The following is a 16737-nucleotide window of genomic DNA, read 5'->3' as shown; positions in this document are numbered from 1 at the left end:
AGGGTCTAGCGGCTCAGGCGATCACGCCCAGAATGTCGCTTTCCTTCATGATGAGGAGATCTTCACCGTCGATCTTGACCTCGGTGCCGGACCATTTGCCGAACAGCACGCGGTCGCCTTCCTTCACGTCGAGGGCGACGAGCTTGCCGCTCTCGTCGCGGGCGCCCGGGCCGACGGCGATGATCTTGCCCTCGGCGGGCTTCTCTTTCGCGGTGTCCGGAATGATGATGCCGCCTTTGGTCTTGTCTTCGCCTTCGAGGCGCTTGACCACGACGCGGTCGTGGAGGGGACGGAACGCCATGTCGTCTTCCTTCGTTGCTGCCCGGCCGGAGCGCGCGGGCGAAAGATTGAATAAAATGCCTATTAGCACTCAAAGAGGGCGAGTGCCAGCAGGCTGGTCGAGACATAGGAAGGGGCCCCCTCGCCTGTCAAGTGCGGGCCGCGCCGAAATCGGGCGCCAAAGTCGCAATTGCATAAATTTGTGTCTTGTCCTGCCTTTTATTCTCTCGTCGCGGCCGAATTCGGGCAATGTCCGGCGCCGGAGCGGGAGTGTTCCGCGAAGTTCTGCGGGCCTCGCCGCGTCGCCGCGCGCCGCGCGATAGGCCCGTGCTTCGGCATATGATTTGCTTGCTCGCGAGGCATGACAATGGACGCCGTGGAATCGACAAAGACCGCATTCGACGTCATCGGAGGACAGGATGCGATCGACCGTCTCGTCGAGACGTTCTACCGCAATATGGACGAGCTGCCGCAGGCGCGTGACATTCGCGCGATTCATGCTGCGGATCTCGGCCCCACCAAGGCGGTTCTGAAGCTCTATCTGGCCGAATGGCTGGGTGGACCGAAGAGCTATTCGGAACAGCGGGGACATCCTCGGTTGCGGATGCGTCACATGGGTTTCGCGATCGGCCCTGCCGAGCGCGATGCATGGATGGCCTGCATGACTGGCGCGCTCGATGAGGTGGTCGATGATGTGAGACTGCGTGACTCCCTGAAGCAGAACTTCGCCAAATTGGCGGATTGGCTACGTAACGATCCGGATAATCAACATGACAAGCATCACTGAAACGGCGTTTGCGACTTTGGAAGAGCAGAAGCGGCTGCTCAGCCCGGTTCACAAGGGACCGACCGAGAAGGCGGGGCGCTTCGGCTTCCGCGGCAAGCTCGCCCTGAAATTCGCCCAACAGTTCGCCGATGAGGCGCGCCCGCCGGAACTCTGCTCCGATCAGGTCATTGCGGTGGCGGAAGCCGGCAAGCCCACCTTCGACTTCTTCGCGCAGTGGGTCCTCTCCTTCGAGCATCTCGGAAACGTCGCCGAAGTGCTGAAGGGACTGCTCAGCCCGGAAGGCAAATATTTCATCTTCGCCAACAATATCGATCTGCTCAGCAAATATCAGGTCGAGATCGACGGCATCAACTTCTATGTGCTGCCGATCGACGAATCGACAGTCTACAACGAACTGCTCGAGCTGTTCTACATAGAGAAGAACGATCTCAAGAAAGCCACGACCGCCGGCAAGATCGACGCCGTCGCCAATGCGGGCATCGCCTTCGACCAGACTTTCGAGAAGATCACCTTCGAGAAGGGCCTGAAAGTGATGGGTCCGGTGCGCAACCGCAACGAGAATCGCCCGGTCTGACGCGACCGGACATCACGGTTTCGATCACGCAATCCAGGGGCTGTTTCGGCTCTGGATTGCTTTTTTTTTACCGCGATGCTTCTGCCGCGGCCATGGGCGGTCCGCTGGCCGACGCAGATGGTCAGTCGCCTTCCAGCCGCGCTTTTGCGCAGGCGCGGACCAGCTCGTCCTCGTCATCGAGGAAAGCGGGCAGCAATTCCGCCGCGCATCGCTCCGCGACGGTGAAGCGAATGCGCAGATCCTCGTCTTTGCTCATCGCCACGAGGCGGTCCTCGGGCAGCCGCTCGGCGACGACGAGGCGGACGAGCGGCTCCGGATCCTTGATCAGGAGATGGAGCTTGTCCAACGGGATACGGCGGGCCACCCAGCGCCGGACTTCCGGATCTTCGTCATGGACGGCGATGGCGAGCAATTCCGGGGCTATGCGTCGAACCACATGAATGCGGACCAGATAATCCGAATCCGAATACATGGCGAGCAGCGCCGCGCCCTCCAGCCGATTGGCGATGACGATGCGCACGCGCGGCTCTGGATCATGCGCGAGATGCGCGATGCGCGCGGCGGGGAGGCGCGACGCCACAGTCGCGCGGACCTCCGGCTCAGGATCGTCGAGTAGAGGCGGCAGCCGCAGGACCGAGGCGTAACGAGCCGCGCGCGCGCGCACCTCGAAATAGGCGTGATCCAGATAGGAATCAGCCAGTTGCGGATGCCCGCGAAAGAAAAGATCGACGCGTTTCGCGCGTCGATCGCGCACGCAGGCCGAGCCCTTGCGGCACAAGCCTTCGAGATTGAGCGCCACATGGGAGCATTCCCTGCAGCGGATGGGACGTCCGCGCCAGTCGAGCGGATCGTCGCTGATTCTTTCTGGTTCTGCGGCCATTGGGAGCCGTCTTCTTTCGTGGAATCAAAACTTCTTTACAGGGATATCATATTTTTGAAGCGCATAGCCGATTTGCCGGGGGGTGAGCCCGAGCAGCCGAGCCGCTTTGGCCTTCACCCAGCCGGCCTGTTCCATGGCCTCGATCAGCTTGTCCCGATCGGAACGATGATCCGTCTCGATGACAGTACAGTTCTCGGCGCCGGGACAGGCGGCGGGTTGCGCCGGGGCGACGGGCGCCTCCGGCTCCTCGACGATGGGCGCCCGCGCGACCGCGGGCCGCGCGGGCGGCGGCGGAGCTTGCGGCTTGGACACGATCGGCAAAGGCGTGAAGCTCGGCGGATGGAGGCCGCCGATCGAGGTTTCGCGCGAGCCGTTCCAAAGCACGGAGGAAAGACACCCGTCGTTGCGACAGGAGAAATCCTTGTCCACGATCGCGTCGTTGCGCGCCAGCGTCGCAGTGCGATAGACGCAATTCTCGAGCTCCCGAATATTGCCGGGGAAGCTGCATTCATTGAGCACTTCCATCGCCGACTCCGAAAGCGTCAGATGGACATTCTGCTCATTATTGAAGCGGCGCAGGAATTCATTGGCGAGCGGCGCGAGATCGCCCCTTCGCTCGCGGAGCGGCGGCAGGAAAATCGGCACCACGCTGATCCGATAGTAGAGATCGGCGCGGAACTCGCCCTTCTGCACCGCTTCCTCGAGATTGCGGTTGGTGGCGCAGACGAAGCGCACATCGACCTTCATCGTCCGCGTGCCGCCGACGCGCTCGAATTCGCCTTCCTGCAGCACGCGCAGCAGCTTCGCCTGGAATGCGGGCGTGATGTCGCCGATCTCGTCCAGGAACAGAGTGCCGCCGTCGGCGAGCTCGAAGCGGCCTTTGCGCAAGGCGGCGGCGCCGGTGAAGGCGCCTCGCTCATGCCCGAAAAGCTCGGATTCCAGAACGCTTTCGGGCAGGGCCGCGCAATTCAGCTTGACGAAGGGCCTGCTCTGCCGTGGCGAGAGATTGTGGATCGCCGCCGCGAACAGCTCTTTGCCAGTGCCGGACTCGCCCCGCAGCAGCACGGTCGATTTGGCTTTCGCGACCACCCGAATCTTCTCGACGACCGCTCTGACCGCCGGGCTGTCGCCGACGATTCCTTTTATGCCTTCCAGCCGCGCCTCCACATGCGCGACCCGGTCGCCCTTCTCGAGCCTGGCCTTCTCCTGCATCAGCCGATCGCGATCACGGGCAATCAGCTTGTGGAGCCGAAGCGTCTGGCCCACCAGATTGGCGATCATTGTCAGGAAGCGGACGTCGTGATCGAAGCGCACGGATGAGCGGTCGCTATAAACGCGATCGACCGTCAATGTGCCGACGACGGAGTCGCCTTCCTTGATCGGCACGCCGATCAGCGAAAAGGGCTGCCCATCCGTCGGACCCCATTCGGAGAGATCCGTGCCCTCGAACAGCGGCGAGGCCATGACATTCTCGACCACCAGCGGCATTTTGGTCGCGACGATCTGGCCGACCGCGCGCTCGGGAAGATGCTCGAAGAATTTCTTGGCGTTTCCTTCGCTCCAGCCCGATCCGACGACCACTTCCGGGTCCCCATGTGAATCGAGCAGGGCGATGAGGCCGTGCCGCATGTCGAGAAAGCTCGACAACAGCGCCAGCACCCCCGCCAGCGTTTTCTCGAGCCGGTTGGGCGAAGCCAACAGTTTCGAAATTTCATAGATTCCGACGAGAGCAGATTCGCTCGGGTCGAACGCGCGAGCCTGAGCCGTGTTCATGCTGCTTCCAGCTTCGTATCCCATCGACGTGCCTGACGTTCCGCGGGAATCGATAGTTCACTGTGGAATGATTAGCAACTAACGTGCCGTTGCCGTGACGTCTTCTGGGCAGACTCGCGGCGGACGACGAGCCTGCGCCGCTCGATTCAGGCAACGCCTTGCGCAAGCTCGTAAATTACTGTCCAGCCGACGTATCCTTTGGGGTCGAGCACTCTCAAAATATCCAGATTTTCCATCGCCTTCGGCTTATTGCCGCGCTTGAGCTGGATGAAGCTCAACGCCTTCAAAGTGTACAATGCGAAGCGCTCCGGCGAGCCCGGCGCCGTTTCTTTCAGCGGCCAGCGATGCGGATCGAGCGGCCAGCCGCATTGGCGCAGCGCTTCCTCGAGGCCCTGATTCGCGACGATCCAGGCGACTTCCAGATTGCCCATATAAGTATGAATTTTATAGAGGCAGTAATAGGCGGGCAGCTCGTGCGGAGACAGCTCGAGCGCCTCTCGAAACAATTCGTCCGCGCGCGCCTTGTCGCTTCGATAGGCGAGGACGCCCTTCTGCAAGAGTTCATTGACGGCCGGCGACAATTCGCCGAAGTCCACGAGGTCGGATTCGCGAGTGAGATCGTTCATGCCGCGCCGGCAGGCAAATGTCGCGCCAATCGCGCGCGCCTCGCCTATCGACGGCGTCGCCTCGCGGCGTGACGCGAAACGGCGGCCGCCGCGGACATCGCGCGGGCGCCGGAAGCAGGGCGGGTGATCCCCCGAGCGGCAAAGTGTCGCGTTAACGACAGCCTGCTGAGGCGCTTTCCGACATGTGTCGGTATTTGGACAGGTTCCAAACAAAGGGTTTTTGTCTCATAATTTCAATCAGCTAATCCGGCGTCGAGGCATGGCACGCTTGTTGCGAACCTCGGGCCCGGACACCGCTTCCGCGACAGCGCCGGCGCAATGGCAGACGGATATGTCGCGACTGCGTTCCGCAAGGGTTTGAAACTCTTCAAATCGTGAGGAACCGAACATGGAATCTCTTTCTACCGAAACCGCCGCGGTCGGCGGGGCTGAATCGATCGACGACGTGATGCAGAAGATCGCCGAGCACAAGGGCTGCGGCACCTCCGGCGGTTCCGGCAAGGCGAGCTGCGGCTCGGGCGCCGGCGAGAACGACCTGCCGCAGGAAATCTGGGACAAGGTCAAGAATCATCCTTGCTACAGCGAGGAAGCCCATCACCACTATGCGCGTATGCATGTCGCGGTCGCGCCGGCGTGCAACATTCAGTGCAACTACTGCAATCGCAAATATGATTGCGCCAACGAGTCGCGCCCTGGCGTCGTCTCCGAGAAGCTGACGCCCGAGCAGGCCTCCAAGAAGGTTCTGGCCGTCGCGTCGACGATCCCGCAGATGACCGTTCTCGGCATCGCCGGCCCGGGCGACCCGCTCGCCAATCCGGAGAAGACCTTCAAGACCTTCGAGCTGATCGCCGCGACTGCGCCCGACATCAAGCTCTGCCTGTCGACGAATGGTCTCGCTCTGCCGGAGCATGTCGACACGATCGCCAAGTTCAATGTCGATCACGTCACCATCACCATCAACATGGTCGATCCGGACGTCGGCGCGCAGATCTATCCCTGGATCTACTACAACCATAAGCGCATCTACGGCCGCGAGGCCGCCGAGATCCTGACGCAGCATCAGATGCGCGGCCTCGAGATGCTGACCGAGCGCGGCATTCTGTGCAAGGTCAACTCGGTCATGATCCCGGGCATCAACGACAAGCATCTCGTCGAGGTGAACCGGGCGGTGAAGTCGCGCGGGGCCTTCCTGCACAACATCATGCCGCTCATCTCGTCCCCCGAGCACGGCACCGTGTTCGGCCTCAACGGCCAGCGCGGCCCGACGGCTCAGGAGCTGAAGGCGCTGCAGGACAGCTGCGAAGGCGAGATGAACATGATGCGCCATTGCCGCCAGTGCCGCGCCGACGCGGTCGGGCTGCTCGGCGAGGATCGCAGCGCCGAGTTCACGACCGACAAGATCATGGCCATGGAAGTGACCTATGATCTCGAGAGCCGCAAGGCTTATCAGACGAAGGTCGAGGAAGAGCGCCTGAAGGTCGCCGCCGCCAAGAACGCCGAGCTCGCGACGCTCGCCGGCGAGGACAATGTCGACATCAAGATCCTGATAGCCGTGGCGACCAAGGGCAGCGGCCGCGTCAACGAGCACTTCGGTCACGCCAAGGAGTTCCAGATCTACGAGCTCAGCACCTCTGGCGCGAAGTTCGTCGGTCATCGCCGTGTCGACCTGTATTGCCAGGGCGGCTATGGCGAGGAGGACAGCCTCGACACGATCATCCGCGCGATCAATGATTGCACGGCGGTGTTCGTCGCCAAGATCGGCGGCTGCCCGAAGAACGATCTGGTCAAGGCCGGCATCGATCCGGTCGATGAATTCGCCTTCGAGTTCATCGAGCAATCGGCGATCACCTACTTCAAGCGCTATCTCGACAAGGTGAAGAGCGGCGAGATCGAGCACAAGGAGCGTGGCGACGCGACCATCCGTCAGGGCGCCTTCATCACGGCCTGACACCGAAGCGATAGACATTCGCCAACATCGAAGCACGAGCCGCGTTGCGGCCCGTGCTTCGATCGAAGCGCCGAATGAGCGGAAAATTCGAGTTATCGAAGGTCTGCGATTCTCGAACTCAATGACGGCTCGATGGAGGAGCAAGCAGATGACCTATAAGATCGTTGCTTCGCAATGCACGTCCTGCTCGGCGTGCGAAGCTGAATGCCCCAATGTGGCGATTTCCGAGAAGAACGGAACCTTCGTCATCAACCCGAAGAAGTGCACCGAGTGCATCGGCTATTTCGACGTGCCGCAATGCGTCGCCGTGTGCCCGGTCGACGACACCTGCGTCATCGACACGTCGCTGCCGCGTTATCAGGCTGCCGGGGGCGCGGCATGAACATTCAATTCACTCCCGCCGCGGAGAAGTTCATCCGTCGCCTCGTCATGTTCGACGGCGGTCCGGGCTATGGTCTGAGCCTCTATGTTTCTCCCGGCGGCTGCTCGGGCATGAGCGCGGAATTCTCCGTCCAGCCGGCTCCGCGTGAGGGCGAGCAGGCGTTCGACTTCCCGAACTTCAAGCTGTTTCTGCCTGCGCAGAGCCGCTTGCTGCTCGATGGCGTGACGATCGACTTCAAGGAGACGGCCACCTCCACCGGCTTTTCCTTCATCGATCCCAAGGCGAAGGCCTGCGGGTGCTCCTCGACGACGCAGACGGTCGTCGAGCTGCCGGAGCTCCCTGTGGCGTGAGTGGATAGGAACGCTTCATGTTGAACGGAGATGGCGCTCTACGCAATGAGGCCTTCGATACGGGAGACGAGATTCTCTCTTCCCCTGTCTTCGGCGCTGGATTGCCGGCGGAAGCCGAGCGTCATCTCCGCGAAGCGGCGCTTTCCTACCATCTCGGCGATGTCGCGGAACAGCACTTGTTCGAGGCGCGTCGCCTGGCTCCGACCCATGTGGCGGTGCTGATCGGGCTCTACCGGTTCTATTTTTACAAGAATCGTCTCGAGGACACGCTCGAGATCGCAAAGACATGCCTCACACGTGCGGCGATCGACAATTCCTTGCCTCTCGACTGGCGCGAAGTGAGAAAGGGCGACGCCGACTTCGCCAATTACGAGGCCGTGCTGCCGCGTTTCTTCATGTTCGTGCTCAAAGGCTATGCCTATCTGCAGATGCGCATGGGCGAGCATGAAGAAGGGCGAGAGGCCGCGCAAAAGCTCCTCGAGCTCGACCCGACCGACAAGGTCGGCGCCACTTTGCTGCTCACCGTTCTCGCGCAACGGGAGGCCGAAGATGTCGACTGACGAGATCGACGAAGCCGTCGACTGGCTCGGCGTCCCTGTCGAATGCGCCGGATGTCCCCATGAGGAGCTCTTGGCCGAGGGGCGCTGCAAGCCGCTTCGCGCCTGCGTATTCGACCGCTATGCGCGTCGGATCGACCGCTTCTTCGACTGGAATCCGGAACTGGCGCGCCACTATATCGCGCATCCCTATTTCGAAGTGCGCGCCTGGGCCGCCAAGGCCGTGGAGATTTTTCTCCTTCCAGCGCTTTTGGACGATCCCGAAGAGACCGTTCGCTGGGCCGCGGCCCGGCGGCTTCCCGATCGCTATCTTCTCAAGCTTCGCAATGATCCGCACCGGGAGGTGCGCATCCGTGTCGCGCATCGGTTGGATCCCATCGATCTTCTGCCGATGATCGAGGATCGCGACTATTATGTTCGCCAAGTCGTCGCTCGTCGCATCTCGCCGGATCTCCTCGTGCTGATGATCGACGACGCCGAGGTCGAGGTCAGGCGCGTCGTGGCGGAGCGCATCGCGCCGCAAGCGCTGAAGCGCATGACGACCGACGCGGATGCGAGCGTTCGCTTCGAGGCGACGCAGCGGCTCGAGGTCGCGCAGCTTCCCGATCTCATCGGCGATTCGGACTGGCGCGTGCGCTATGAGGTGGCGCGCCGCGCCCCTCTCGCAGACATTCGACCGCTTCTCTCCGACGAGGATCCGATCGTGCAGGAAACCGCGGCGGCGCGTCTTGGCGCGACGCCGGATCCGTCCGGCAAGAAGGCTTTCGAGCGCAACCACAGCCACATCGAGGAACGGATATGAGCAATATCAACCGTGACGACGGCGCCGTCGAGCTCAACGACCCGCCTGCCTTCAATTATGGCGAAAAGGTCAAGTCGAAAAAGGTCGTGCGGAACGACGGAACTTTCCCCGGCAAGGATGTCGGCGAGATTCTCGTCAAAAAGGGCGAAATCGGCTACGTCTCGAGCATCGGCACATTTTTGCAGCAATTCTACATCTACGGCGTCGAGTTCGTGGAGACCGGCTATAAGGTCGGAATGCGCAAAAAGGAGCTCGAGCCCGTCGAGGTGGTGACCCAAGAGGCGGCTCAATGATCAAATATGACTGGGGTATGCGGGTGCGCGCCACTGTCGATCTCTTCAACGACGGTTCGCATCCGGGTCATGAGCCCGAGGCGCTTCTCGTCAAAGCCGGCGATCCGGGCGAAATCGTCCAGATCGGCCAGCATGTCGAGAGCGACACGCCGGTCTATATCGTCGAATTCGGCGGCAAGACCGTGATCGGCTGTTTCGAAGAGGAGATCGAGCCGGTCTGATCGGCGATTTTTCACACGACTCGCGGTATGAACATTGCTAAACGACTAGGGTCAATCTAACAGCGAGGCGCAGTGTGAAAGTCATGATCCGCAGAGGTTCCGACGGCATTCTTTCGGCCTATGTGCCGAAGAAGGATCTCGAAGAGCCGATCGTCGAACAGGAGAGCCCTCAATTGTGGGGCGGCACGGTGACGCTCGCCAATGGTTGGGTGCTTCAGCTGCCGGAGATGGCGGCGGAGACGTCGCTTCCGATCACGGTCGAAGCCAAGAAAATAAGTGGAGACTGACAAATGCCGATCGCGACCGAGCAACTCGAGGCGATCGACGCGACGCTCGCGACGGCGGCCGCCGATCATGCGGCCGTTTCCGCTCTGAGGCAAGTCGCTCCGGGCCTTACGGCGATAAGATGCGATAAGGCGGACATGCAGGATGAGACGCCGTTCCGCACCTACGAAAACTGCGACTTGTTTTTGATCGACGCGCGCGAGCATTGCGTCAAGATCACCGCAGACCCCTCTATCGCCACTGGATTGGTGGTTGCCCCGAAAAGGTGAGCGACAATGAAGACGTCCGTTCTGCCGATGAATGATCCGGACCTCGCCCAGAGCGATCTGGACGCGGTCGTCGAGACGATTACTTCGCCGCGGCTGTCGTCGGGCCCGAAGGTCGAGGAGTTCGAGGCGGAATTCGCGGCTTATCTCGGCCGCAAACATGCGATCGCGGTCTCCAGCGGCACGATCGGTCTGTTGCTCACCCTGCGCGCCTATGGAATCGGGCCCGGCGACGAAGTCGTCGCCTCGGCTCATTCTTTCCGTGAGACGACACACGCCATTGCGTTGTGCGGCGCTCGTCCTGTTTTTGCGGACATAGATTATTGGGCCGGCACTCTCGCGCCCGAGAAGGCGGAAGCGGTCATCACGGACAGGACCAAGGCGATCGTCGCCGGCAACACCAACGGCCATCCCGCGCCATGGGAGCCGCTTCGCCAATTGGCCGAGGCGAAGAAGGTCGTGCTCATTGAAGACTCCACCGAGGCGATCGGATCGATCTACAAGGGCAAGCTCGTCGGCTCGTTCGGCGATTGTTCGATATTCGACTTCTCTCAGCCGGGCGTTATCGCCTGCGGCGAAGGCGGGATGATCGTCACCGACGACGACGATCGCGCTTCGGCGATCCGCAATTTGCGCAGCCGTCGCGTCGCAGAGCGGTCTTCCGTCGTCCTGGGCGCCTATCCTCCCATGCAGGCGGCGATGAGCGACATCACCGCAGCGCTCGGGCTCGCCCAATTTCGACGGCTGGAGCTGCTTCTCGCGCGCCGCACGCGCGTCGAGCGCTGGTTCTACCAATATGTGAAATCCTTCGAAGGGATCAAAGATCCTTTTATCGCGCCGGATGTCGACGAGGTTCACTGGTTCCTCTATGTCGTGCACCTCGGCACGCGCTTCTCGCGGTCCAGTCGCGATCAGATCATCGAAGATCTGCAGACCGAAAAGATCGACGCTTCCGCTTATTCGCATCCCCTGCATTTGCAGCGCTATTATTTCGATCTCGGCTACCGCCGCGGCAATTTTTTCGTGACCGAGAAAGTCGCCGACCGTGCGGTGGCTCTCCCGTTCCATGCGCATTTGACGGAAAACCAAGTCGCTTTCATCGTCGGCACGATGAAAGACGCCTCGATCAATGTCGGCGCCGGCACGGCCATTTATTTGTGATCCCGGCGCCGGCCGGCGGCCGGCGCCGATCCTTGCTCGAAATCATTGTCGATAAACGGACGTGTCTGCGTCGCGAGTGGTCCGCAGCATTCCCGGCTCGCGATCGAAACTGTCCAATATCGTGAGTTTGCGCGCGTTTTTCGACGCGAGGCGCAGACATGCGCCGCGCCTAGCACGAAGTTTAGAGTGGTTCGAAACTTGCTGGGCGAATGCTGTGAGGACCTTTGGCAAGGAGGAGTGAACGACATGCCGGTACTGACCATTCTGCCGTCGGGCAAGACCATCGAAGTTGAGCCGGGCAGCAGACTCCTGGACGCAATTTTGAAAGCGGAAGAAAAAATCCAAAGCAAATGCGGTGGCGAGGCCAAATGCGGCACCTGCCACTTGTTCGTCCAGGAAGGAAGGAAGAGCCTGTCGAAGACGACCCGCGCCGAAAACGAGCAGTTGGACACGATCGTCGGCGTGGGCTCGAAATCACGTCTCGCTTGCCAAGCCAATTTCGGAACCGAGAACGTCACGGTCGAGCTGCTCGGCTTCGACTCGGGTCGCTGAGAACCGGAGGGGAATCAAGATGAGCGACAAATCCGTCATCATTCATGTCCGCTTTTACAATGACGGCTCCGTGCAGGAGATCGGCGAGCGTCCCGCGAGCCTTTCCAGCCAGGAGTGGTTCACCAAGCTGACCAACGCCTACGCAATGGACTACATGGCGCTGTCGGGCGGTCGCGGCGCCTTCAAGCTGACGCCCGAAGAGCTCGACGTCGCCAAGAGCGCCACGCTTCAGTGACAGAGCAGGCAATCCGGGTTCGACGAGAGGAGAAACACAAGTGCTGAGCGCAATCAAAACGGGGTTTGAGCGAGGCCTCGTGATACCCTATCTCGGACCCGGCGTGCTGACGCTGGCGACAGGCGGGAACCCGGTTCCCGCTTCGCCCGAGGAACTGGTCGTGCAGCTGACCAAGGCCGCGACCGTTCCGCATAAAATCCGCAACAACCTCACCGCTGCGGCTCAATACATAGAGAACTTCAAGCATCGCAAGACCATCTCCGCCGCGATGAAGAAGGCGTTCGAGATCTCGCCGGAGCCGAGCGTCCTGCACAATTGGATCGCCGAGCAGCCGAGCCTGCCGCTGGTCGTCAACGCCTGGTACGACGATCTGCCGCAGAAGGCGCTGGCGGGGCGCAAGAGCTGGGGCATTGTGCAAGGCGTGTCGCAGGCCGAACATTTCGGCTATTGGGTGAATTATTTCCGACCCGACTCGTCGCTCGTGCCCAATAAGGAATTCCACCGCGACGGCTCGGGCGCGAAAGCTCCCGCCGAGGCGCCCGAAGAAACCTTGTCGTGGGAAACGCTGCTCTATCAGCCGATCGGTTCAGTGACGCCGGCGGCGAATTTCGTGATCTCTGACTCCGATTATGTCGAGGTCCTGACAGAGATCGACATTCAGACGCCGATTCCAGAGGCCGTTCAGTCGATCCGAAAAGGTCGCGGCTTTCTCTTCCTCGGTTGCCGTTTCACGACGCAGCTCGAGCGCAATTTCGCTCGGCAGATCATGAAGCGTTCTTCCGACCAGCATTGGGCGGTGATCGAAGGCCCGCTGACCAAAAACGAGGCGAAGTTCCTCGCCGAGCAGAACATCACGCGAATTGAGACGCCGCTGGCCGAATTCGTCGCGAGCCTCACCGGGCAGGCGATCGTCGCCTCCAGCGCCGACGCGGCGGCTTGAACCGCGCGCGCATCGGCGCGGACCAAGTCAAATTCAGGAACCGAAAATGCTCGAAGACCTTCCAGTCGTATTCAAGTACCATGTGTTCACGTGCTTTCAGCAACGGCCGCCGGGACACCCGCGCGGCAGCTGCACGACGTCCGGCGCGAAGCCGCTATGGGATCGGCTGCAGGCGAAGCTCGGCGCGCAGCCTCTGCCCGACGTCTCCATGACGGCGACAGGATGTCTCGGCTTTTGCCGCGCCGGTCCTCTGATGGTCGTCTATCCGCAAGGCGTCTGGTACGCGCCGCGCACGCCCGAGGACATCGATGAAATCGTCCAATCGCATTTCATCGACGGCAATCCCGTCGAGCGGCTGATCATCGTGCCGCAGGTCTGACGCTGACGTAGTGACAATACGAAAACGCCCGCGATCGCCGCGGGCGTTTTTCATTTGTGAACCGCGCGAAATGGGCGCCGACGACAAAAAGGCCGGAGCCAGCGCTCCGGCCTCGATAGCCTAACGCATGTATTCGTCGAATGTCAGAGAACGGTCAACGGAATGGCGACTCCTTGCCGACGACCGAGAAGAACGTCCACTTTCTGCCGCACGAACTCGACCGTCAGCGGCTTGACGATATAGCCATGGGCGCCGGCCGCCTGGCTCTCCTTGCCGAAGCCGTTCTGCAGCGAGTCCACGATCACCAGAACTTTGACGCCGGGAATCCGCTGCGGAATTTCCTTCAATATCGGAAGCCCCGCTGTCTTCACGATATTTTCCGACAAAATCAAGAGATCGGGCTTTGCCGACGCCGCCTTGTCGAAGGCGAAATCGAGGCTTCCGACCTCATGGGTCTCGTATTCATCGTGCAGCATGAACTGAAGCGCCGCCCGAATGATCTCGTCGTCGTCGACGACGAAAATGCGCTTGTTTTCGACCGCCCTGGACGTTTCGACGCCGATTTGCATCTCGTCTGCTCCGTAGTTGACTGCCTGCTTTCTAAGCAATCGCTATGCCGTGCGACAGTCGACAATCGCGACAGCGCTTGTCCGATTCTTACAATAGTTCCGAACGAGCCTGTCGCCTAAATGCCCTTCGTCCGATTCCGCGCATCACTGTCGGCTTTGACACACCCTCGATCGACGGCGCGTGCGCTGTCGATAACTAATTGATATTAAATAATTATAAGGCGATTTCGAGGGCTGGCACGCTGCTTGCGAGACAGGGCCCGCAAGGCGAGTGGCTGCGGATTGGGCGGCCCCGATCACCAAGGGGGCGATCAAGCAACCGGCGCCGGGCTCGGTCGGACGAAACGACTTCGGCCTGCGCGCCGTGCGCGCCGATCGCAATGAAACGGTATCTTAAGGAGACAGAAATGTCAGAACTTCGACAGATCGCGTTCTACGGCAAGGGCGGTATTGGCAAGTCCACGACCTCCCAGAACACTCTCGCGGCTCTCGCTCAGACGGGCAAGAAGATCCTGATCGTCGGCTGCGACCCCAAGGCCGACTCGACCCGTCTGATCCTGCACGCCAAGGCCCAGGACACCATCCTGTCGCTCGCGGCTGAGGCTGGCTCGGTCGAGGACCTCGAGATCGAAGACGTCATGAAGATCGGCTTCGAGGACATCCGTTGCGTCGAGTCCGGTGGTCCGGAGCCGGGCGTCGGCTGCGCCGGCCGCGGCGTCATCACCTCGATCAACTTCCTCGAGGAGCAGGGCGCTTATGACGGCGTCGACTACGTCTCCTACGACGTGCTCGGCGACGTGGTTTGCGGCGGCTTCGCGATGCCGATCCGTGAGAACAAGGCTCAGGAAATCTACATCGTCATGTCCGGCGAGATGATGGCCATGTATGCGGCCAACAACATCTCCAAGGGCATTCTGAAATACGCCAACTCCGGCGGCGTGCGCCTGGGCGGGCTGGTCTGCAACGAGCGCCAGACCGACAAAGAGTACGAGCTGGCCGAGTCCCTCGCCAAGAAGCTCGGCACCCAGCTGATCTACTTCGTGCCGCGCGACAATATCGTTCAGCACGCCGAGCTGCGCCGCATGACGGTCGTCGAGTACGCTCCCGACTCCACGCAGGCCGGCCATTACCGCAACCTGGCCAACAAGGTCCATGCGAACAAGGGCAACGGCATCATTCCGACCCCGATCACCATGGACGAGCTCGAAGACCTCCTCATGGAGCACGGCATCATGAAGGCGGTCGACGAGTCGCAGGTCGGCAAGACCGCTGCGGACCTCGCCGCGATCGCGTAATCCGTTTGAAAGCTTGCGGCCCGGCCTCGCACGGGGCCGGGCCGATCTTTCAGACACTGACTAATCAGAAAGGGATGGCGTCATGAGCCTGGCTCAACCCGAATCCATCGAAGACCTCAAGGCGCGCAATAAGGCGCTGATCAAAGAGGTTCTCGAAGTTTATCCTGAAAAGACCGCCAAGCGCCGCGCGAAGCACCTCGGCACGTTCGAGGACGGCAAGCCGGATTGCGGCGTGAAGTCCAACATCAAGTCAATCCCCGGCGTGATGACGATCCGTGGCTGCGCTTACGCCGGTTCGAAGGGCGTCGTGTGGGGCCCGATCAAGGACATGATCCACATCAGCCACGGCCCGGTCGGCTGCGGTCAGTATTCCTGGGCGTCTCGCCGCAACTACTACATCGGCGTGACGGGCATCGACACCTTCGGCACGATGCAGTTCACCTCGGACTTCCAGGAGAAGGACATCGTGTTCGGCGGCGACAAGAAGCTCGCCAAGCTGATCGACGAAATCCAGGAGCTGTTCCCCCTCAACAAGGGCATCTCCGTGCAGTCCGAGTGCCCGATCGGCCTGATCGGCGACGACATCGAGGCCGTCTCCAAGGCCAAGACCAAGGAGTACAACGGCCATACGATCGTCCCGGTTCGCTGCGAAGGCTTCCGTGGCGTGTCGCAGTCGCTCGGCCACCATCTGGCCAATGATGCGATCCGCGACTGGGTGTTCGACAAGATGGAGGGCAAGCCCGCTCTCTTCGAAGCGACGCCTTACGACGTTGCGATCATCGGCGACTACAACATCGGCGGCGACGCTTGGTCTTCGCGCATTCTGCTCGAGGAAATGGGCCTCCGCGTCGTTGCGCAGTGGTCGGGTGACGGCACGATCGCGGAGCTCGAGGCGACGCCTCGCGCGAAGCTCAATGTGCTGCACTGCTACCGCTCGATGAACTACATCTCCCGTCACATGGAAGAAAAGTACGGGGTTCCGTGGGTCGAGTACAACTTCTTTGGTCCGTCGAAGATCGAAGAGTCGCTGCGCAAGATCGCCAGCCACTTCGACGACAAGATCAAGGAAGGCGCCGAGCGCGTCATCGCCAAATATCGTCCGCTGATGGACGCGGTGATCGCCAAGTACCGTCCGCGTCTCGAAGGCAAGAAGGTCATGCTGTTTGTCGGCGGTCTCCGCCCGCGTCACGTGATCGGCGCCTATGAGGATCTCGGCATGGAGATCGTCGGCACCGGCTATGAGTTCGGCCACAACGACGACTATCAGCGCACGACTCACTATGTGAAGGACGGCACGCTGATCTATGACGACGTGACCGGCTACGAGTTCGAGAAGTTCGTCGAGAAGATCCAGCCCGACCTGGTCGGCTCCGGCATCAAGGAAAAGTACGTCTTCCAGAAGATGGGCGTTCCTTTCCGTCAGATGCACAGCTGGGACTACTCCGGCCCGTATCACGGCTACGACGGCTTCGCGATCTTCGCTCGCGACATGGACATGGCGATCAACTCGCCGGTCTGGAAATTCGCCAAGGCGCCGTGGGCGGCTTGATCGACTGAGTTGCAAACGCTCTCTTCGCGAACGG

General features: G+C 61.1%; 23 protein-coding genes. 18 read left to right on the top strand and 5 right to left on the bottom strand.

Features of this window, described 5'->3' with window-relative positions; genetic code table 11:
* Window positions 1–13: 13 nt before the first annotated feature.
* Entirely contained in the window at window positions 14–301 is a 288-nt protein-coding gene (gene groES, locus FMZ75_RS09985) for a co-chaperone GroES (RefSeq protein WP_018267899.1), read from the bottom strand.
* Between the two features lie 345 nt (window positions 302–646).
* On the opposite strand from groES, the gene FMZ75_RS09980 reads away from it, so the two are divergent.
* Both FMZ75_RS09980 and FMZ75_RS09975 read left to right on the top strand, forming a co-directional pair.
* On the top strand, window positions 647–1066 hold the full coding sequence (locus tag FMZ75_RS09980; protein WP_142862674.1) for a group II truncated hemoglobin: 420 nt from the start codon (window positions 647–649) through the stop codon (window positions 1064–1066).
* Complete coding sequence (locus tag FMZ75_RS09975; RefSeq protein ID WP_166142552.1) at window positions 1050–1640, top strand: hypothetical protein; 591 nt, start codon at window positions 1050–1052, stop codon at window positions 1638–1640. Before FMZ75_RS09980 ends, FMZ75_RS09975 begins: the two co-directional genes overlap by 17 nt.
* Before the next feature lie 121 nt (window positions 1641–1761).
* On the opposite strand, the gene FMZ75_RS09970 is transcribed toward FMZ75_RS09975, so the two are convergent.
* From FMZ75_RS09970 to FMZ75_RS09960, 3 genes are all read right to left on the bottom strand, one after another.
* The gene (locus FMZ75_RS09970; protein WP_207783373.1) at window positions 1762–2520 is read right to left on the bottom strand and encodes a 4Fe4S-binding leucine-rich repeat protein; all 759 of its coding nucleotides are present in this window, start codon (window positions 2518–2520) and stop codon (window positions 1762–1764) included.
* A 24-nt stretch (window positions 2521–2544) separates the two neighbouring features.
* A complete protein-coding gene (gene nifA / locus FMZ75_RS09965) occupies window positions 2545–4317 on the bottom strand; it encodes a nif-specific transcriptional activator NifA (protein ID WP_166142550.1) in 1773 nt (590 codons plus the stop codon).
* 122 nt (window positions 4318–4439) lie between these two features.
* Complete coding sequence (locus tag FMZ75_RS09960; protein WP_166142548.1) at window positions 4440–4919, bottom strand: M48 family metallopeptidase; 480 nt, start codon at window positions 4917–4919, stop codon at window positions 4440–4442.
* A 388-nt stretch (window positions 4920–5307) separates the two neighbouring features.
* Here FMZ75_RS09960 and nifB point away from each other — a divergent pair, with 388 nt between their 5' ends.
* The 14 genes from nifB to FMZ75_RS09890 all read left to right on the top strand — a co-directional run bounded on the left by nifB (window position 5308) and on the right by FMZ75_RS09890 (window position 13290).
* Complete coding sequence (gene nifB / locus FMZ75_RS09955) at window positions 5308–6867, top strand: nitrogenase cofactor biosynthesis protein NifB (RefSeq protein ID WP_108917367.1); 1560 nt, start codon at window positions 5308–5310, stop codon at window positions 6865–6867.
* Between the two features lie 148 nt (window positions 6868–7015).
* A complete protein-coding gene (locus tag FMZ75_RS09950; RefSeq protein WP_004448253.1) occupies window positions 7016–7249 on the top strand; it encodes a 4Fe-4S binding protein in 234 nt (77 codons plus the stop codon).
* Window positions 7246–7599 (top strand): iron-sulfur cluster assembly accessory protein, encoded by a 354-nt coding sequence (locus FMZ75_RS09945; RefSeq protein WP_142862403.1) that lies wholly within the window; start codon window positions 7246–7248, stop codon window positions 7597–7599. Before FMZ75_RS09950 ends, FMZ75_RS09945 begins: the two co-directional genes overlap by 4 nt.
* Window positions 7600–7616: 17 nt before the next feature.
* Window positions 7617–8159, top strand: coding sequence for a hypothetical protein (locus tag FMZ75_RS09940; RefSeq protein ID WP_109027615.1), 543 nt, complete (start codon window positions 7617–7619; stop codon window positions 8157–8159).
* Window positions 8149–8958, top strand: a complete 810-nt coding sequence (locus FMZ75_RS09935) for a 4Fe4S-binding leucine-rich repeat protein (RefSeq protein ID WP_142862404.1) — start codon at window positions 8149–8151, stop codon at window positions 8956–8958. The genes FMZ75_RS09940 and FMZ75_RS09935 overlap by 11 nt, the downstream gene beginning before the upstream one ends.
* A complete protein-coding gene (locus FMZ75_RS09930) occupies window positions 8955–9251 on the top strand; it encodes a nitrogen fixation protein NifZ (RefSeq protein WP_018267910.1) in 297 nt (98 codons plus the stop codon). Before FMZ75_RS09935 ends, FMZ75_RS09930 begins: the two co-directional genes overlap by 4 nt.
* Window positions 9248–9472 (top strand): nitrogen fixation protein NifZ, encoded by a 225-nt coding sequence (locus tag FMZ75_RS09925; RefSeq protein ID WP_109027617.1) that lies wholly within the window; start codon window positions 9248–9250, stop codon window positions 9470–9472. The genes FMZ75_RS09930 and FMZ75_RS09925 overlap by 4 nt, the downstream gene beginning before the upstream one ends.
* A gap of 74 nt (window positions 9473–9546) precedes the next feature.
* Window positions 9547–9759 carry a putative nitrogen fixation protein NifT gene (nifT, locus tag FMZ75_RS09920; RefSeq protein ID WP_109027618.1) on the top strand — a complete coding sequence of 71 codons (213 nt, stop codon included), beginning with the start codon at window positions 9547–9549 and terminating at the stop codon, window positions 9757–9759.
* A 3-nt stretch (window positions 9760–9762) separates the two neighbouring features.
* Window positions 9763–10026 (top strand): hypothetical protein, encoded by a 264-nt coding sequence (locus tag FMZ75_RS09915; protein WP_142862405.1) that lies wholly within the window; start codon window positions 9763–9765, stop codon window positions 10024–10026.
* A gap of 6 nt (window positions 10027–10032) precedes the next feature.
* The gene (locus FMZ75_RS09910) at window positions 10033–11184 is read left to right on the top strand and encodes a DegT/DnrJ/EryC1/StrS aminotransferase family protein (RefSeq protein ID WP_166142546.1); all 1152 of its coding nucleotides are present in this window, start codon (window positions 10033–10035) and stop codon (window positions 11182–11184) included.
* 246 nt (window positions 11185–11430) lie between these two features.
* On the top strand, window positions 11431–11736 hold the full coding sequence (locus FMZ75_RS09905) for a 2Fe-2S iron-sulfur cluster-binding protein (RefSeq protein WP_142862407.1): 306 nt from the start codon (window positions 11431–11433) through the stop codon (window positions 11734–11736).
* A gap of 19 nt (window positions 11737–11755) precedes the next feature.
* The gene (locus FMZ75_RS09900) at window positions 11756–11971 is read left to right on the top strand and encodes a hypothetical protein (protein WP_018267916.1); all 216 of its coding nucleotides are present in this window, start codon (window positions 11756–11758) and stop codon (window positions 11969–11971) included.
* A 79-nt stretch (window positions 11972–12050) separates the two neighbouring features.
* On the top strand, window positions 12051–12911 hold the full coding sequence (locus FMZ75_RS09895) for an SIR2 family protein (RefSeq protein WP_244620539.1): 861 nt from the start codon (window positions 12051–12053) through the stop codon (window positions 12909–12911).
* 46 nt (window positions 12912–12957) lie between these two features.
* On the top strand, window positions 12958–13290 hold the full coding sequence (locus FMZ75_RS09890; protein WP_109027622.1) for a ferredoxin: 333 nt from the start codon (window positions 12958–12960) through the stop codon (window positions 13288–13290).
* Window positions 13291–13433: 143 nt separating this feature from the next.
* Here FMZ75_RS09890 and FMZ75_RS09885 read toward each other — a convergent pair whose 3' ends face one another.
* Complete coding sequence (locus tag FMZ75_RS09885; RefSeq protein WP_166142544.1) at window positions 13434–13859, bottom strand: response regulator; 426 nt, start codon at window positions 13857–13859, stop codon at window positions 13434–13436.
* 407 nt (window positions 13860–14266) lie between these two features.
* On the opposite strand from FMZ75_RS09885, the gene nifH reads away from it, so the two are divergent.
* Window positions 14267–15154: a nitrogenase iron protein gene (nifH, locus tag FMZ75_RS09880; protein ID WP_109027624.1), complete on the top strand. Its 888-nt coding sequence runs from the start codon at window positions 14267–14269 to the stop codon at window positions 15152–15154.
* 82 nt (window positions 15155–15236) lie between these two features.
* Window positions 15237–16703, top strand: coding sequence for a nitrogenase molybdenum-iron protein alpha chain (nifD, locus tag FMZ75_RS09875; RefSeq protein ID WP_018267921.1), 1467 nt, complete (start codon window positions 15237–15239; stop codon window positions 16701–16703).
* Window positions 16704–16737: the final 34 nt, after the last annotated feature.

Origin of the sequence: Methylosinus sp. RM1 (genome assembly GCF_011378635.1) — a bacterium.
GTDB classification, from domain to species: domain Bacteria; phylum Pseudomonadota; class Alphaproteobacteria; order Rhizobiales; family Beijerinckiaceae; genus Methylosinus; species Methylosinus sporium.
The sequence above is the reverse complement of the archived record's forward strand: the minus strand, read 5'-3'. Positions and strand labels throughout refer to the sequence as shown.

Excerpts from the sequence above, each read along its gene's own strand:
- groES (WP_018267899.1), bottom strand. The coding sequence starts at position 301 with ATGGCGTTCCGTCCCCTCCACGACCGCGTCGTGGTCAAGCGCCTCGAA.
- FMZ75_RS09900 (WP_018267916.1), top strand. The coding sequence starts at position 11,756 with ATGAGCGACAAATCCGTCATCATTCATGTCCGCTTTTACAATGACGGC.
- nifH (WP_109027624.1), top strand. The coding sequence starts at position 14,267 with ATGTCAGAACTTCGACAGATCGCGTTCTACGGCAAGGGCGGTATTGGC.
- FMZ75_RS09905 (WP_142862407.1), top strand. The coding sequence starts at position 11,431 with ATGCCGGTACTGACCATTCTGCCGTCGGGCAAGACCATCGAAGTTGAG.
- FMZ75_RS09925 (WP_109027617.1), top strand. The coding sequence starts at position 9,248 with ATGATCAAATATGACTGGGGTATGCGGGTGCGCGCCACTGTCGATCTC.
- FMZ75_RS09885 (WP_166142544.1), bottom strand. The coding sequence starts at position 13,859 with ATGCAAATCGGCGTCGAAACGTCCAGGGCGGTCGAAAACAAGCGCATT.
- FMZ75_RS09915 (WP_142862405.1), top strand. The coding sequence starts at position 9,763 with ATGCCGATCGCGACCGAGCAACTCGAGGCGATCGACGCGACGCTCGCG.
- FMZ75_RS09980 (WP_142862674.1), top strand. The coding sequence starts at position 647 with ATGGACGCCGTGGAATCGACAAAGACCGCATTCGACGTCATCGGAGGA.
- FMZ75_RS09975 (WP_166142552.1), top strand. The coding sequence starts at position 1,050 with ATGACAAGCATCACTGAAACGGCGTTTGCGACTTTGGAAGAGCAGAAG.
- FMZ75_RS09935 (WP_142862404.1), top strand. The coding sequence starts at position 8,149 with ATGTCGACTGACGAGATCGACGAAGCCGTCGACTGGCTCGGCGTCCCT.
- nifB (WP_108917367.1), top strand. The coding sequence starts at position 5,308 with ATGGAATCTCTTTCTACCGAAACCGCCGCGGTCGGCGGGGCTGAATCG.
- FMZ75_RS09930 (WP_018267910.1), top strand. The coding sequence starts at position 8,955 with ATGAGCAATATCAACCGTGACGACGGCGCCGTCGAGCTCAACGACCCG.
- FMZ75_RS09890 (WP_109027622.1), top strand. The coding sequence starts at position 12,958 with ATGCTCGAAGACCTTCCAGTCGTATTCAAGTACCATGTGTTCACGTGC.
- FMZ75_RS09910 (WP_166142546.1), top strand. The coding sequence starts at position 10,033 with ATGAAGACGTCCGTTCTGCCGATGAATGATCCGGACCTCGCCCAGAGC.
- nifA (WP_166142550.1), bottom strand. The coding sequence starts at position 4,317 with ATGGGATACGAAGCTGGAAGCAGCATGAACACGGCTCAGGCTCGCGCG.
- FMZ75_RS09970 (WP_207783373.1), bottom strand. The coding sequence starts at position 2,520 with ATGGCCGCAGAACCAGAAAGAATCAGCGACGATCCGCTCGACTGGCGC.
- FMZ75_RS09950 (WP_004448253.1), top strand. The coding sequence starts at position 7,016 with ATGACCTATAAGATCGTTGCTTCGCAATGCACGTCCTGCTCGGCGTGC.
- FMZ75_RS09960 (WP_166142548.1), bottom strand. The coding sequence starts at position 4,919 with ATGAACGATCTCACTCGCGAATCCGACCTCGTGGACTTCGGCGAATTG.
- FMZ75_RS09940 (WP_109027615.1), top strand. The coding sequence starts at position 7,617 with ATGTTGAACGGAGATGGCGCTCTACGCAATGAGGCCTTCGATACGGGA.
- FMZ75_RS09945 (WP_142862403.1), top strand. The coding sequence starts at position 7,246 with ATGAACATTCAATTCACTCCCGCCGCGGAGAAGTTCATCCGTCGCCTC.
- nifD (WP_018267921.1), top strand. The coding sequence starts at position 15,237 with ATGAGCCTGGCTCAACCCGAATCCATCGAAGACCTCAAGGCGCGCAAT.